Origin of the sequence: Streptomyces sclerotialus (assembly GCF_040907265.1) — a bacterium.
In the GTDB taxonomy this organism is placed as follows: domain Bacteria; phylum Actinomycetota; class Actinomycetes; order Streptomycetales; family Streptomycetaceae; genus Streptomyces; species Streptomyces sclerotialus.
The window spans coordinates 7597627-7611994 of the sequence record NZ_JBFOHP010000002.1; the positions used below are offsets into that span (position 1 = coordinate 7597627).

The window sequence follows — 14368 nt, forward strand, 5'->3', positions numbered from 1 at the left end:
TCATCCTCCTCGCCGGCACCGAGCGCATCCCTCGTCCGCTGCCTCGCGCGCGCCGGTCTCCGGCCAGGCAGCCCGGCCGAGGCGTGCCGACAGTGTCCGGAGGCGGTCCACCAGTTCGGGCGGGTCCAGGACCTCGAAGTCGAAGCCGAAGGCGGCCACCCAGACGGCCAGATGGTCCAGGTCGTCCGAGCCGATGCGCAGCAGACACGTCTCCTCGTCGAGGGGTTCCACCACTCCGAGGGCGGGCGGCACCTCATCGGCCACCCGCACCGCCGGTCCGCGCATTCTGAGCACCGCCCGGTAGCGGAACCGGTCGGTGCTCCCGCCCGTCGCGAAGTAACCGGCCAGATCCTCGGCGGGCAGCTCCCGCGGGTCGAACCGGGGGCCGGTGGGCACGCGGAGCTCCAGCCGGTCGACCCGGAACCGCCGCCAGTCCGCGCGCTGCGTGTCCCATGCGAAGAGGTACCACCGCCGCGCGTCGTGGACCAGCCGGTACGGCTCCACGTCGCGCACCGACCGTTCCCCGCCGTGGGAGACGTAGTCGAACCGCAGCCGTTCGTGGTCGCGCACCGCCGACGCGATCGCGCTCAGCGCCGCGGGATCGACCGTGCTGCCCGGCACGGGCATCGTCACCAATGCCGCGCTGAGCGTGCTGACCTGGCGACGCAGCCGGGACGGCAGTACCTGGTCCAGCTTCGCGAGCGCCCGTACGGACGTCTCGGCGATGCCGGTGACCGCGCCCGAGGCCGCCGTGCGCAGCCCGACCGCCACCGCGATCGCCTCCTCGTCGTCGAGGAGCAGCGGTGGCAGCGACGCCCCGGACCCCAGTCGGTAACCGCCGCCGACGCCGCCGGCCGCATGGATCGGGTACCCCAGCGTGCGCAGCTTCTCGACGTCGCGGCGCACCGTGCGCTCGCTGACGCCGAGCCGCTCGGAGAGCTCCGTGCCCGACCGGTCCCGCCGTGTCTGTAACAGCCCGAGCAGCCGGAGCAGCCGGGCGGAGGTTTCCAGCATGACGAGAGCTTCGCATCAACGGCGGACAGGAGGTGACCGCGATTGCTCCTAGCGTTCGGCGCGGGACGGAAGGAGACCCCCATGACCATTCTTGTCGCCGGCGCCACGGGCAACGTCGGCCGCCCGCTCGTCGAGCAGCTGCTCGCCTCCGGACACCGGGTGCGCGCGCTCACCCGGGATCCGGGCAGGGCGAACCTCCCCGCCGGCACCGAGGTGGTGGCCGGCAACCTGACGGACGCCGCGAGCCTGGCGCCGGCCTTCGAGGAGGTGACCGCCGCCCACCTGATCGGTTTCGACGCTGCGGACTTCGCCCCGCTCACCAACGGTGCGGAGATCGTGGACCTGGCCCGGAAGGCGGGCGTGCGCAGAATGACGGTGCTCAGGGGGGACCTGGAGAAGAACCCGCTGGAGCAGGCCGTCGAGGCCGGCGGGCGGGCGTGGGGGCTGCAGTGGACGCACCTCTGTCCGGTGGAGTTCATGTCCAACGCCCTCGAGTGGGCGGAGTCGGTCTCGACGGAGGGTGTCGTCCGTGAGGGGTTCCCGGAGGCCAGGAGCGCCATGGTGCACGAGGCGGACATCGCCGCCGTGGCGGCCGTCGCGCTGACCACGGACGGCCACGCGGGCCAGGAGTACTGGCTGACCGGCCCCGAAGCGCTGACGCCGCCGGAGAAGGTGCGTACGCTCGCCGGGGCGCTCGGCCGTGACGTGCGGTACGTCGAGCTCTCCAGGGACGAGATCGTCGGGCAGTGGCGGCGGGCCGGTTACGCGGACGAGGACATCGAGTTCTTCCTCGAGATGCGGACCGATCCGCCGGCGGCCGGCCGCACGGTGCTGCCCACGGTGGAGCAGGTGACGGGCAGACCGGCGCGTACCTTCGCCCAGTGGGTGCGCGAGAACGCCGCGGCCTTCAGCGACTGTTCGTAAAAAATTCAGCTTTTTCTCCTCGGTCGTACAACCTTTCGGGTTGCCGGGTGATCTTCACCGGCGGGTCAACAGACTCCTGGAAGCTCCGGGCCTCGGAGCGCAGCCGCCTCCGAGGCCCCTCCTCCACTTGGGGAACACATGCATAGACGCGCCACTGTCGCCGCCGTGAGCGGCGCTCTGGCCCTCACTGCTCTCGTGGTACCGGCCGCCCAGGCCGACGCCGGCACGGGTGACGCCGCCACGGCCGCCCGGACCGCGCACGAGGCCGCCGTGCAGCAGGCCGCCTCGGCGAAGCAGAAGGCCGCGCCGTTCGGTCTGCGGTCCGCCGCTGACGAGCAGTACGGTGACACCGCGATCTCGAACGTCGTCGTCAACGGCGGCAAGGACGTGGTCCTGGGCACCACCAACACCAAGACGGTGACGGTCAGCTTCACCGCGACCGACGCCTCGGGGATCGCCTCCGCCACCGCCATCCTGTGGCACGGCGGCGCCACCTTCGACGACATCGACACCGGCGTCACCCCGAACGAGGAAAGCGCCACCTGCACGGCGACCTCGGCCACCACCGCCAAGTGCAAGCAGACCTTCACGATCGACCCGCAGTACCACCTGAACAACAACGCGGCGGGCACCTGGAAGGTGTGGGCGCTGGCGCAGGGCGAGGACGCGGACTTCGTGCAGCAGGACAACGTCAAGTCCTTCCGGATGCAGCGCTACTCCAAGCTCACCGCCAACGCCTCGCCCGAGCCGGTCGCCAAGGGCCGGACCATCACCATCACCGGTTCGCTGACCCGCGCCAACTGGGACACGTCCACGTACGCGGGCTACACCAAGCAGCCGGTGAAGCTGCAGTCGCGCCCCGCGAGCGGGAGCACGTACACCACGCTGAAGACGTACACCTCCGGCAGTGGTTCGGCCGGCGGCCAGGTGAAGACCACCCGGACCGCGACCACCGACACCTGCTGGCGGTACAGCTTCGCCGGCACCTCCACCACCCCGGCCGTCACCTCCACCGGTGACTGCGTCGACGTGCGCTGATCCCAGCAGGTCAGCAGGTTACGGCCCGCCCCGCGCGGGGCGGGCCGTAACCTGTCCGCTCGGCATCTCGTTGCCGATGATGTGACAAGTACGACCGTCGGAGCGGTGGCTCCGCCGGAGGTGAGCGCGCCGGACGGCGCCTGCGCGGGGACGGGCTGGAGCGCTGTGGCGTCGGCGCCCGCCAACTCGCAGCTCGCGGGCGTCCTGGCGGGCTTCGTGTTCGCGGGATTCGTCATGATCCTCACCGAACGCAGGACGAGCCCGCTCCGGACCGCCACGCTTCGATTATTCATCGCCGGATTCATCGTCCTGGCGCTCGACAGCTATGCCTTCTCGCTGCTCACCGGAGATGTCGCGGAGGCGGCGTGCGGCCGGGTGTGGACCGAGTCCCTCATAGCCAGCGGCATGCTGGTCGTCGGCGCCGTCGCCGTGATCAGCGGGATGTCCTGGCTGCTCGCCTCGTACACCGAGGTCCAGGAGGGCGCGGCGACCGGGGATCCTGCGGCCGACGGGCATCCGGAGGCCATGCAGGCACTGGAGAGACTGCTCCGCAGATCCGTGTACGGCATCACGGTGCTGACGGTGCTCCTGTTGTCGACCGCGGCCCACGACTACGTCAACGTGGTGTTCGCCGGGCGGCCCACCCCCTGGTGGGCCTCGTGGGTCTCGCCCCTGTACGTACTGCTGGTGGGGGCCGCGATGATCACGACGGTGTGGCGGCGGCAGCGGCGGGAGGCACGCCGGGCCGGAGAGCCGGCGACGCCGGCGCGGGGCGAACTGCCGATCGCCTTCACCTGCGCCGTCTCCTACGCCGTACTGGGCACGGCGGCCATAGGAGTCACCACCAGCACACCGGTCAGCGCATGGAACCCGGTCCCCGAAGCGGTGGCCGCCTGCACCGTCGGGGTGGTGCTGATCATGCCCGTTCCGACGGTGCTCGCCCTCATCCACGCCATGCCGCGCCCGGCCGCGCGAGTCCCCGGCCCGCGTTCCGCCGCCGGCCCCGAACCGGCCCCTACTCCGGATCCGGAGGGCCCAGGCGCAGCATGACCTTGCTGCTGCCGCTCGTGCGGTCGGCGGCGACGGCCAGGGCCCGCTCCGCCTCCGCCAGGCCGAAGCGGTGGCTGATGACCGGCGACACGTCCAGGCCCTGGTGCAGGGCCTGGAGCGCGTCGTCGATCTCCTCGGCGAAGCGGTACGAGCCGACCCAGGTGATCTCGCGGGTGACGAGGTCGCCGAGGGCGGCGGGGGCCGCGGCGCCGGGGAGGTTGCCGACCTGGACGAGCGTGCCGCCGCGCGCGGTCGCGCGGAGGACCGGGCCGAGCGCGGCCGGGGCGCCGGAGGCCTCGAAGACCAGCTCCACGTCCTGCGGGAGCGCCACGCCCCGGCCGAGGTCGAAGGTCTCGTCCGCGCCCATGGCCCGCGCCACCGTGAGGGACGCGGCGGACAGGTCGGCGGCGAGCACCGCGGCGGCTCCGCGGTGCTTCGCTGCGGCCACCACCAGCGAGCCGATCGGCCCGGACCCGTTGACCAGCACCGTCTTCCCGCCGAGGTCCCCGGCGCGGTGCACGGCGTGCAGGGCGACCGCCAACGGCTCGGCCAGCGCGCCGTGTTCGGTGGTCACGTTGTCCGGCAGGGGCCGCACCTGTGCCGCGCGCACCACCCGGTACTCGCTGAACCCGCCGTCGGTGTGCGGGTGGAGGGCCGCCGACCCGAAGTAGCGGACGCGGGGGTGGAGGTTCGTCCGGCCGGCGAGCCGCTGGGGCAGCGGCTCGTCGCCGACCGGCGTCGCCGGGTGGACGGTGACCGGCTGCCCCTCCGACAGACCGATGACGTCCTTGCCGAGCGCTGCGATCCGGCCGGCCACCTCGTGCCCGAGCACCAGCGGGTCCTTGAGGACGGCGGTACCGGTCCCGCCGTGCTTCCAGTAGCCGATGTCGGAGCCGCAGATGCCGCCCCACTCCATGGCCAGGAGGACTTCACCCGGGCCCGGGACGGGGTCGGGACGTTCGTCGATCCGCAGGTCACCGGGGCCGTGCACGACAACTGACTTCATACGGCGTCCTCCAGACGCACCAGGTCACGCCCGCGTGTCTCGGGGGCGAGGACGATGGAGACAAGGGTGATGAGCGAGTAGACGATCAGCATCGCGGCGACGGGCCACCAGCTGCCGGTGACCGCGGTGAGGGTGGCCGCGACCACGGGGCCGATGGCGGTGGCGAGGATGCCGCCGATCTCCTTGGCCAGCGCGAGCTGGGTGAAGCGGGTCCGCGCGCCGAACAGCTCGGCCATCGTGACGCTCTCCAGCGAGAACAGGCCCAGGACGCCGACGTTGAGCCCGATGATCATGCCGGCCATGATTCCGGCCGTGCTGCCGGAGGCGATGAGCAGCATCACCGGGAACGCCAGCACGACGGTCGCCACGGTGAGCGCGAGGTAGAGCGGGCGGCGGCCGAAGCGGTCGCCGAGCAGGCCGATCAGCGGCACGGTGGCGAAGCCCAGCAGCGAGCCCCAGACGAGGGCGTCGGTCGGCACGGACCGGTCGGCGCCCAGCGTGGTGGCGATGTAGCCGACGAGGAAGGTCTGTACGAGGCCCGAGTTGCCGGCCTGGCCGAAGCGGAGGCCGAGCGAGAGGAAGAAGGCCTTGCCCTTGCGCTGCCGGATGCCGGCTTCCAGGACGCTCTCCTGGCGCTCCTCGACGGCCTTGTTCTCGACCGCGGAGGCGACCTCGGCGCGGGACATCGCGACACCGTCCACGACGTCGGCCCGCTCCTCGAACACCGGGCTCTCCTTGAGGTTACGGCGCAGCCAGACCGCGAAGAGCATGAGGGCGAAGCTCAGCAGGAAGGGCAGCCGCCAGCCCCAGCTGACCAGTTGGTCCTCGCTCAGCACGGCGAGCAGCACCGCCCACAGGCCGGAGGCGGCCAGGGTGCCGGAGTTGGTGCCGAGCGAGACGAGGGAGGAGATCAGGCCGCGGCGCCTGGCGGGCGCGTACTCGGCGAGCATGACCGTGGCCCCGGCGATCTCGGCACCGGCCCCGAAGCCCTGCACGAGCCGCAGGACGACCAGCAGGATCGGCGCGAGGATGCCGATCATCTGGTACGTGGGCAGCACGCCGATCAGTGTGGTCGACGCGCCCATCAGCAGGATGGTGAGGAAGAGGACCTTCTTGCGTCCCATGCGGTCGCCCATCCGCCCGAAGTAGAGGGCGCCGGCGAGCCGGGCGACGTAGCCGACACCGTAGGTCGCCATGGCGGCGATGAGGCCGATCGCGGGGCTGACGTCGGGGAAGAAGATCTTGTTGAAGACGATGGCGGCCGCCAGCGAGTAGAGCTGGAAGTCCATGAACTCCATGGCGGTGCCGAGCCAGCCGGATACGGCTGCCCTGGTGAGGTCGCGGGTGGTTCGTCTCGCGGGGCTCGTCGGCTCCATGTGTGTCGTGTCCGTCATGAGGAACTCCGTTGTTCTCTGGCCGTGCGGGAGCGGGCGGGGACGGGGCGCGTGGTGCGGGGGGTGATCCGGGATGGGCCGGCCTCGGTGCGGGGGCGTTTGCGGGTGGGCCGGTGCTCGGTGCCGGTCAGATCTCGACGCGGCCGGCGCGCAGGGCGGGGAGCCGGTCGGCGACGGCGGTGACCAGGCCGGCGTCCTCGGTCAGGTCGGTGGCGCCGAGCACGAGGAGCAGCCGGCGGACGGTGTCCTCGGGGCCGGTGCCTTCGTGCCAGCAGCGGCCGAGGGCCGGGGCCGCGGGGTCGGTCGTACCGAAGAGCTGGCCGCCGTCGTCGGCGGGACGGGTGGCGTTCGCCCAGGCCGCCAGGGCGAGTTCGAGCACGGGGGTGGCGGCGCCGGAGGAGCGCAGCGTACGCAGGGCGTCGAGCCACCGTTCGGGGATCTTCAGGGAGCCGTCCGAGCCGATCTGCCGCAGCTGGTGCCGTACGCCGGGATTGCCGAACCGCTGGACCAGGTCCTCGGCGTACGCCGCCGGATCGGGGCCGCCGGCGGGCAGCGTCGGCGCGATCTCGGCACACAGGGCCCGTACCAGCCGCTCGCCCCAGCCGGTGGCCAGCGCGTCCGCGACGGTCGTCCTGCCCGCCGCGGCGCCGAGGTAGGCCAGCGCCGAGTGGGAGCCGTTGAGCAGCCGCAACTTGGTGAGCTGGTACGGCACGACGTCGGGCACGAACAGGGCGCCGTCCAGCTGCCACGGGGGCCGCGGGCCGGCGAAGGAGTCCTCCAGGACCCACTGCCGGTACGGTTCGCCGACCACCGGCAGGGCGTCGTGCACGCCCAGCGCGGCCCGTGCGGCCCGCCGGTCCGCCTCGGTGGCCGCGGGCACGATGCGGTCCACGATCGTCGAGGGGAACGCGACCGAGGCGGCCATCCAGTCGAGTACGGCCTGCCGGTCCGGCCACGGCGCGGCGGCGACGAAGTCGCGTACGACGCGGCCGAGCGCGGCACCGTTGGCCGCCATGTTGTCGCAGGACACGACGGACACCGGGGCACCGCCGGCGCGCATGCGCGCGGCGAGGCCCGCGGCGATCCGGCCGATGACGGTGGTGAGCGCCGCCGTGTCCCGCGCCGCGAGGTCGGCGGCGATCTCCGGTGCCGTGGTGTCCAGCGCGCCGGTGTCCGCGCGGCGGTGGTAGCCCTTCTCGGTGATGGTCAGGGTCAGCACCGTGGTGCCGGGCGCGGTGAGCAGCGCGTCGAGCCGCGCGGCGGCGGGCCGCATGGCCAGGGCCTCGACGAGCGCCCCGGACACCCGGGTGACGGTGTCCGCCGGGCGCAGCTCGGTCAGCGAGTAGAGGCAGTCCTGGGCCCGCAGTGCCGCCGCGGTCCGGGCCGAGCGCGGGGCGACGGCGGCGATGCCCCACGGTTCGCCGGAGCGCGCCGCGGCGTTCTCCGTGTAGCGGGCCTGGTGCGCCCGGTGGAAGGCGCCGAGGCCGAAGTGGACGAGGCGCGGGCGGAGTTCGCGGGGGTCGACGGGCGGCCGCAGGTCCGACGGGACGCGGTCGAGGGCGGCCAGGCTCAGGGAGGGGGTGGTCATGGCGGTCACCAGTCGTGCACCGAGCCGTCGAGGCGGCGGGCGACGGGCAGGTAGCGGGCCTGGCACGGGAAGCGCTCGGCCGCCTTCTCGTCGTACTCGACGCCCAGGCCTGGCTCCTCGGACACGTGCAGCATGCCGTCGGCGAACGTCACCCCGCTGCGGAAGACCTCGCCCGTCTCGTCCGCGTGCTCCATGTACTCCTGGATGCCGAAGTTGGGGACCGCGGTGTCGAGGTGGACGGCGGCGGCGAGGGTGACAGGGGAGAGGTCCGTCGCGCCGTGCGAGCCGGTCCGCACCTGGTAGAGCGCGGCCAGGTCGAAGATGCGGCGCAGGTGGGTGATGCCGCCGGCGTGCACGACGCTGGTGCGGACGTAGTCGATGAGCTGCTCGGTGATCAGGTGCTGGACGTCCCAGATGGAGGTCAGCACCTCGCCCACCGCGACGGGCGTGGTCGTGTGCTGCCGGACGAGCCGGAACGCCTCCTGGTTCTCGGCCGGCGTCGGGTCCTCCATCCAGAACAGCCGGCAGTCCTCGACCTGCTTGCCGAAGCGGGCCGCCTCGATCGGGGTGAGCCGGTGGTGGACGTCGTGCAGCAGGTGGAAGCCGAAGCCGAAGCGCTCGCGGACCGCCTCCAGGTAGGTGGGCGCGAAGCGGAGGTACGCCTCGGTGTCCCAGGGCTGCTCCTCGGGGAGCGCGGTGGCGGCCGGCTCGTAGACCTTGCCCTTGCGCACGCCGTACGTCCCGCCGACGTCGGGGACGGCGGCCTGGGCGCGCACGGCCTGGTAGCCGAGGCCGAGGAAGCGGTCGACGTCGTCGAGGAGGGCCGCGGTGTCCGTGCCGCTGGCGTGCCCGTAGACCATGACGCCGTCGCGGGAGCGGCCGCCGAGCAGCTGGTAGACCGGCAGGCCCGCGACCTTGCCCTTGATGTCCCACAGGGCGGTGTCGACGGCGGCGATCGCGGTCATGGTCACCGGGCCGCGGCGCCAGTACGCGCCCCGGTAGAGGTACTGCCACAGGTCCTCGATGCGGGCCGGGTCCTTGCCGATGAGCAGTGGTACGAGGTGGTCCTGCAGGTAGCTCGCCACGGCCAGCTCGCGGCCGTTCAGGGTGGCGTCGCCCAGGCCGGTCACGCCGTCCGACGTGGTGATGCGCAGGGTGACGAAGGTCCGCCCCGGTGAGGCGACGAACACCTCGGCACGCTCGATCTTGCTCACAGAAATCTTGCTCCTTCGGGATACGCACCGTGACCGGCGGACCACGCCGGCCTGGGGCGTACGGCGTACGTCACCCGGACGGCTGATCGACCAGCACTGGTATACAAGCACTGGTCGTACAGGTGCGCAATACTTTCGAAACATCGATCGACCTGCGGGGCGGCAGGCGCCGCACACCCCGATACGATGAGCGCATGGCCCGATCGAACCGGCAGCGAACCAGCCGCCGCGCCGTCTACGAGACGCTGCGCCGCAAGGTTCTGACCCTTGAGCTCCCGCCGGGTGCGGCGCTGTCCGAGAACGAACTCGCGGCGTCCCTCGGGGTGAGCCGGACCCCGGTCAGGGAAAGCCTGATCCTCCTGTCCCAGGAGGGGCTGGTGCAGATCTTCCCGCAGGTCGGATCGTTCGTCTCGCGTGTCGACCCGGCCAAGGTGGCCGACGCGCAGTTCCTGCGGGAAGCCGTGGAGCTCGCCGCGCTCGACGACCTCCCGGCCGAGCTCGACCCCGAGCTGGTCGAGGAGCTGCGCGGCAACCTCGCCGCGCAGCGGAAGCCGGGCCTGGGCCTGGAGGAGTTCTTCGCGCTCGACGAGGCCTTCCACCACGCCCTGCTGCGGCTGAGCGGACACGGCAGCGCCTGGGCCACCGTGGTCTCCGCCAAGGGCCACCTCGACCGGGCCCGCCGGCTCGGCCTCTACGAGACCGCCTCGCCGGAGGGGTTCGCCGCCCAGCACACCGAGATCTTCGAGGCGGTCCTCGCGGGCGACGCCGCACTGGTCCGCTCGGCCATGCGCACCCACCTCCGGGCCGTCTTCGACGACGTCGAGCGCGTCCGGGCCCGGTCTCCCGAGCTCTTCGCCAAGGACACCGGCTCCGTCCCGGTACGCCGCAACGTCGTCGTGTGGGAGTGACGGCCCGGCCTCAGCGGGCCCGCGCCGGGGCCGGCAGCCGCGCCGCGCGGGCCGTCAGCGTGCGGCGGCAGATCTTGCCGGTCGGGCCGAGGGGCATCTCGCCGACGGTCAGGAGGAGTTCGGGGAGCTTGCGGCGTTCCAGGCCGCGGTCCTCCTCCAGGAAGGCGGTGAGCTCCCGCAGCGTCAGCGGGGGCGCTCCGGGGATCCGGCGGACGCAGGCGCACAGCCGCTCGCCCAGGTCGGGGTCCGGTACGGGGACGCAGGCGACCTCGGCGACGGCGGGGTGGGCGGCCACCTCCCGCTCCACCTCGGCGGGGCTGATGTTGTAGCCGCCGCGCACGACGAGCTGACGGAGGCGGCCGAGTACGTGCAGCCGGCCCTCGGCGTCCAGCAGTCCGCGGTCGCCGGTGCGGACCCAGCCGGTGGCGGTGCGGTAGCGGGCGTCGAGGTCCGGGCTCGCGACGTAGGACAGCGGGGTCATCGGGCCCCGGGCGCAGATCTCGCCCGGCTGTCCCGGCGGGAGGGTGTCGCCGTGCGCGTCGGTGACGCGGATGGCCGCCACCGCGGGGTCGGGGCGGCCGGTGCCGGTTCCGGGGGCGAGGCCGGTCGCCGCGGTGTGGCAGTTGACGCCGTCGGAGGAGCCGTACACGGCGATGACCGGGCGGGCGAACCGCCGGCGGCAGGCCTCGGCGGTGGCCGGCGGAAGGGCGGCGCCGCTGGAGACGACCGCCCGCAGGCCGGTGAGGTCCTCTCCCGGGAGTGGCGGGTGGTCGGCGAGGCGGCGGAGCATGGTCGGTACGCCGAGGACGTGTGTCGGGCGATGCTCGGTGATCATGCGAAGCGCTTCGGCCGGGTCGAAGGACTCCTGGACGAGGAGGGTGCCGCCGAGCGCGGCGACCGTGACCGGCGTACCGCAGGAGCCGAAGGACGAGGCGAGCGGGACGAGTACCAGGTGGCGGGGCGGGGTGCCGTCCGTGTGCAGGGCCCTGACGTACGTGGCCCGGCCGCCGGCCAGCGCGTTGTGCGAGTAGGCAACCATCTTCGGCTCGGTCTCGGACCCCGAGGAGACCAGGATGCGGGCGGGTGATTCGGGGTGGGGGGAGGGCGAACTCCACGCCTCGGGAGACGCGTTCCCGCGATCGTCGTCGGCGGGGGAGGGGAGCGGGATGGCTCCTGGGATGGCGGCACGGGTACTGAACACTGCCCGTAGGTACGGGAGTTGACCGCGCAGTGCGATGTCCGCCGGAGAGGCGAGGACGGCGCCGCGGGCGCGGGAGCGGTGCAGCAGGCTGAGCGTGTCCCGGGTGCCGCGGCCGGGCGGGTACGGCAGGGACACCGCGCCGATCGCGGCCACCGCCAGCTCGGCCGCCACCGCGTCCCGCCCGTTGGGCAGACGCAGCGCGACGATGTCCCGTTCGCCCAGCCCGGCAGCGGCGAACGCGGCCGCGACGAGCCGCACCCGGGCGGCGAGCGCCGCGTAGTCCAGCACGCCCGCCGAGTCGACGACGGCTTCCCGGGCGGGATGCCGGCGGACGTGCTCGGTGAAGAGGGAGTACAGGTCGCGGTCCGGGCAGAGGCCCCGGGCGGCCCAGGCGCGGCGGTCGCGCGCCGGTACCAGGTCGCGGATGGTGATCCCGTCCCGCGATGTCCATACGGCCGTCGGGGACTCCGTGGTCGTCATGTGAACTCCCATGGTGCGCGCGGGAACGCGTGCTCGGCGGTCGCGAGGGCCCGGCGGAAGGCCCGGGTGCGTACCAGGTCCCGCAGGTCGGTGCAGACCGGCGTCGCGGTCAGGCCCGCCTCCCGGAGCCGCGGCGACCAGTAGCCCGACGGATGCAGCCGGAAGCGGAGGAGCGTCGCGGTGAGGTCCGCCGAGGGGCCGGGGCCGGTGACCCGTGCGACCCGCTCGGGCCGGGCACGGGCTTCGGGCCCCAGCGCGAGATAGCCGTCAGCGGTCCGCAGGGGACGGTCCAGCGGGGTCCATTCGACCCGTCGCCGGCGGCGGGGGATCACCGCGGCGGCGGAGAGCAGCGAGGAGTCGACGCGTCCGCCGTGGCCCGTACGGATACGGGTGAGCAGCGCCGCCAGTACGCCCTGCGCACAGACCAGTCCGCCGAGGATGTCGGTGAGCGTCATCAGGGAGGGCACCGGCGCCTCGTCGGCGGGGCGGAGCGCGGCGGCCAGGCCGCTGCGGGCCTGCACCAGATAGTCGGTGCCGACCGGCGGCGCGGGCCCGAGCGCGTCGCCCCAGCCGGACGCCCAGGCGTACACCAGGCCGGGGCGGGTGCGGCGCAGGTCGTCGGAGTCCAGGCGCAGCTGCGCCGCCTTGCCCGGTGCCCAGTTGTGCAGGAACACATCGGCGCGGGCGACCAGGTCGTGGACCTCGCGCCGGCCGGCGTCGGTCGTGATGTCGATCTCCGCCACGGTCTTCTCCGCGTTGAGCGCGCTGAACCGGGCCGAGCAGGTGCCCGCGATCGGCGGGATGCCGCGCATGGGGTCGCCGCCCGGCGGCTCGACGCGCATGACCTGTGCGCCCAGCATGCGGAGGACGTGCCCGGCGAGCGGGCCCTGCACCCGCCGCGTCGACTCCACGACCCGCAGGCCGTCGAGCGGCTGTCCGGCGGCGGGGCGTGGCCGGGTGGCCGCCCGTTCCGGGAACGGTGACCGGGTCCACGGCCGGACGCCCATCGGCGGGAACGGCTCCTCGCGGACGGGCAGCACGCTGACGCCCGCCCGGCCGGCCGCGTGCCGTACGGCCTGGTACGGCACCCGCGCCACCGCCTCGTGCAAGGAGACGGGCAACGGGCACGTGGCCGTGCCGAAGCGCTGCTGGAAGGGGAGCCAGCCGCGGCTGATGTCGGCGGAGGGCGCGCCGAGCAGCTGCCAGAAGTCCAGCCAGCGGTGCGGGTCCAGGGTCTCGAACTCGAAGAGCACCCCGTCCGACGTGGTCCAGGCGCCGTCACCCGGTTCGAGGGGCTCGGGCGGGCCGTCGCCGGCGGTCGCGGCGGCGAGGTACTGGGTCACGGCGAGCAGCGCGGCCTGGGCGACCGAGGTGCGGGCGCACCGCAGCGTGAGCCCCCGGGACCGTGCGATCAGGACGGCGAGGGCGCCCTGCGCGGCCAGCACGCCGGCCACCGCCGACGCGTAGTCCACGGCGAGCGGCGCCGGCCGGCCGGCCGCGCGGCCGTGCACGTGCATGATGCCGCAGGCCGCCTGGACGGACCGTTCGTCGGACAGCGGCAGGGCGACCGGGCCCGCCCAGTCGATGTCGTACGTGGCCTGGTCGGCCCGGGGTGCGTCCGTGAGGTCCAGGGCGCGCGCCGCGACACGTTCCGCGACCGCGGCCTCGCCGAGCGGCGCCGACCCGGTCATGAACCGGCCTCCGGCCGCGGACGGCGGCCCTGCGTCGAGTACAGGATGCTGGAAGCGGCGCGGAAGGACGGGTCGCGCATGAGGGCCCTGACCTCTTCCAGCTGACGCTTGGTCAGGCCCGCGGCGAGCAGCTTGTCGCGCAGGTGGTAGGTGTGGTGCAGCTGGAGCCGGAGGCCCGCTGACCGGGCGTGCCGGACCTCGATGTGGGGCCGCGGGTCGATGCCGACGAGTCCGGCGGCCCGCATGGCCGCGGGCACCTCCCGCCCCCAGTGCGGGTCGCCGCCGCCGGCCCGCATCGCGGCGGCCTTGGCCCGCAGGAAGTGGGCGTACAGCTCGGCGGCGCGGGCGTCCGGGGTGAGCAGGGGCGGTTCGTAGGAGGTGTCGAACTCGTCGATCTGCAGCACGCCGCCCGGTTTGAGGGCGCGTACCAGTTTGTCGAGCACGGCGCGCCGCTCCGGGAGGTGCTGCAGGACGAGGCGGGCCACGACGAGGTCGTAGGCCGCTTCGGGCAGCGGGTCGGTGACCACGTCGTGCCGCAGTACGGTCAGGCGGGGCGTCTCCGGGATGTGGTGCGGCTTGACGTCGGTGGCCGTGACCTCGCCGGACGGGGCGACGCGGGCGGCGAGCCAGCGCGCCACACTGCCGCCGCCCGAACCGATTTCCAGGCACCGCCAGCCGTCGCCGACGCCCGTCGCGGCCAGCCGCGGGAGGGTCACCGGGTCGTACGCGGCGGCCAGGCAGCGGTGCTGCTCCTGACTGTGCGTGCTGTCGTTGTCGAAGACGTAACCAGGGACGGTGTCCGGGGGCTGGCGCAGTGCGCTCCCCGCCTCTCTGCGGTGCATCGGCTCGTTCCTCCTCGC

12 protein-coding genes are annotated in these 14368 nt (G+C 73.6%); 4 read left to right on the forward strand and 8 right to left on the reverse strand.

What is annotated here, in order from left to right; translation table 11 throughout:
* Positions 1 to 1014, reverse strand: coding sequence for a helix-turn-helix transcriptional regulator (locus AAC944_RS33355; RefSeq protein WP_051871421.1), 1014 nt, complete (start codon positions 1012 to 1014; stop codon positions 1 to 3).
* Between the two features lie 81 nt (positions 1015 to 1095).
* On the opposite strand from AAC944_RS33355, the gene AAC944_RS33360 reads away from it, so the two are divergent.
* The 3 genes from AAC944_RS33360 to AAC944_RS33370 all read left to right on the forward strand — a co-directional run bounded on the left by AAC944_RS33360 (position 1096) and on the right by AAC944_RS33370 (position 4026).
* The gene (locus AAC944_RS33360) at positions 1096 to 1938 is read left to right on the forward strand and encodes an SDR family oxidoreductase (protein ID WP_030608810.1); all 843 of its coding nucleotides are present in this window, start codon (positions 1096 to 1098) and stop codon (positions 1936 to 1938) included.
* A 138-nt stretch (positions 1939 to 2076) separates the two neighbouring features.
* Positions 2077 to 2976, forward strand: a complete 900-nt coding sequence (locus AAC944_RS33365; protein WP_030608808.1) for a DUF5707 domain-containing protein — start codon at positions 2077 to 2079, stop codon at positions 2974 to 2976.
* 105 nt (positions 2977 to 3081) lie between these two features.
* Positions 3082 to 4026 (forward strand): hypothetical protein, encoded by a 945-nt coding sequence (locus AAC944_RS33370; RefSeq protein WP_196942786.1) that lies wholly within the window; start codon positions 3082 to 3084, stop codon positions 4024 to 4026.
* On the opposite strand, the gene AAC944_RS33375 is transcribed toward AAC944_RS33370, so the two are convergent.
* The 4 genes from AAC944_RS33375 to manD all read right to left on the reverse strand — a co-directional run bounded on the left by AAC944_RS33375 (position 3992) and on the right by manD (position 9228).
* Positions 3992 to 5032 (reverse strand): L-idonate 5-dehydrogenase, encoded by a 1041-nt coding sequence (locus tag AAC944_RS33375; RefSeq protein ID WP_030608804.1) that lies wholly within the window; start codon positions 5030 to 5032, stop codon positions 3992 to 3994. The two genes, AAC944_RS33370 and AAC944_RS33375, sit on opposite strands and share 35 nt — an antisense overlap.
* On the reverse strand, positions 5029 to 6426 hold the full coding sequence (locus tag AAC944_RS33380; RefSeq protein WP_030608802.1) for an MFS transporter: 1398 nt from the start codon (positions 6424 to 6426) through the stop codon (positions 5029 to 5031). The genes AAC944_RS33375 and AAC944_RS33380 overlap by 4 nt, the downstream gene beginning before the upstream one ends.
* 127 nt (positions 6427 to 6553) lie before the next feature.
* Positions 6554 to 8014 carry a mannitol dehydrogenase family protein gene (locus tag AAC944_RS33385; protein WP_030608800.1) on the reverse strand — a complete coding sequence of 487 codons (1461 nt, stop codon included), beginning with the start codon at positions 8012 to 8014 and terminating at the stop codon, positions 6554 to 6556.
* A gap of 5 nt (positions 8015 to 8019) precedes the next feature.
* Positions 8020 to 9228 carry a D-mannonate dehydratase ManD gene (manD, locus tag AAC944_RS33390; RefSeq protein ID WP_030608798.1) on the reverse strand — a complete coding sequence of 403 codons (1209 nt, stop codon included), beginning with the start codon at positions 9226 to 9228 and terminating at the stop codon, positions 8020 to 8022.
* Between the two features lie 194 nt (positions 9229 to 9422).
* Here manD and AAC944_RS33395 point away from each other — a divergent pair, with 194 nt between their 5' ends.
* Positions 9423 to 10136, forward strand: a complete 714-nt coding sequence (locus AAC944_RS33395; protein WP_030608794.1) for a GntR family transcriptional regulator — start codon at positions 9423 to 9425, stop codon at positions 10134 to 10136.
* Between the two features lie 10 nt (positions 10137 to 10146).
* Here the strand turns inward: AAC944_RS33395 and AAC944_RS33400 are convergent, their stop codons facing one another.
* The 3 genes from AAC944_RS33400 to AAC944_RS33410 are packed head-to-tail and all read right to left on the reverse strand — an operon-like array spanning position 10147 to position 14350.
* Positions 10147 to 11817, reverse strand: a complete 1671-nt coding sequence (locus AAC944_RS33400; protein WP_037771332.1) for a class I adenylate-forming enzyme family protein — start codon at positions 11815 to 11817, stop codon at positions 10147 to 10149.
* Positions 11814 to 13508, reverse strand: a complete 1695-nt coding sequence (locus AAC944_RS33405) for a CoA transferase (RefSeq protein WP_030608788.1) — start codon at positions 13506 to 13508, stop codon at positions 11814 to 11816. The genes AAC944_RS33400 and AAC944_RS33405 overlap by 4 nt, the downstream gene beginning before the upstream one ends.
* The gene (locus AAC944_RS33410) at positions 13505 to 14350 is read right to left on the reverse strand and encodes a class I SAM-dependent methyltransferase (RefSeq protein WP_051871419.1); all 846 of its coding nucleotides are present in this window, start codon (positions 14348 to 14350) and stop codon (positions 13505 to 13507) included. Before AAC944_RS33410 ends, AAC944_RS33405 begins: the two co-directional genes overlap by 4 nt.
* Positions 14351 to 14368 lie beyond the last annotated feature (18 nt).

Bases quoted from the DNA above. Each gene is read 5' to 3' on its own strand.
- AAC944_RS33355 (WP_051871421.1), bottom strand. From the start codon at position 1,014: ATGCTGGAAACCTCCGCCCGGCTGCTCCGGCTGCTCGGGCTGTTACAG.
- AAC944_RS33360 (WP_030608810.1), top strand. From the start codon at position 1,096: ATGACCATTCTTGTCGCCGGCGCCACGGGCAACGTCGGCCGCCCGCTC.
- AAC944_RS33365 (WP_030608808.1), top strand. From the start codon at position 2,077: ATGCATAGACGCGCCACTGTCGCCGCCGTGAGCGGCGCTCTGGCCCTC.
- AAC944_RS33375 (WP_030608804.1), bottom strand. From the start codon at position 5,032: ATGAAGTCAGTTGTCGTGCACGGCCCCGGTGACCTGCGGATCGACGAA.
- AAC944_RS33380 (WP_030608802.1), bottom strand. From the start codon at position 6,426: ATGACGGACACGACACACATGGAGCCGACGAGCCCCGCGAGACGAACC.
- AAC944_RS33385 (WP_030608800.1), bottom strand. From the start codon at position 8,014: ATGACCACCCCCTCCCTGAGCCTGGCCGCCCTCGACCGCGTCCCGTCG.
- AAC944_RS33395 (WP_030608794.1), top strand. From the start codon at position 9,423: ATGGCCCGATCGAACCGGCAGCGAACCAGCCGCCGCGCCGTCTACGAG.
- AAC944_RS33400 (WP_037771332.1), bottom strand. From the start codon at position 11,817: ATGACGACCACGGAGTCCCCGACGGCCGTATGGACATCGCGGGACGGG.
- AAC944_RS33405 (WP_030608788.1), bottom strand. From the start codon at position 13,508: ATGACCGGGTCGGCGCCGCTCGGCGAGGCCGCGGTCGCGGAACGTGTC.
- AAC944_RS33410 (WP_051871419.1), bottom strand. From the start codon at position 14,350: ATGCACCGCAGAGAGGCGGGGAGCGCACTGCGCCAGCCCCCGGACACC.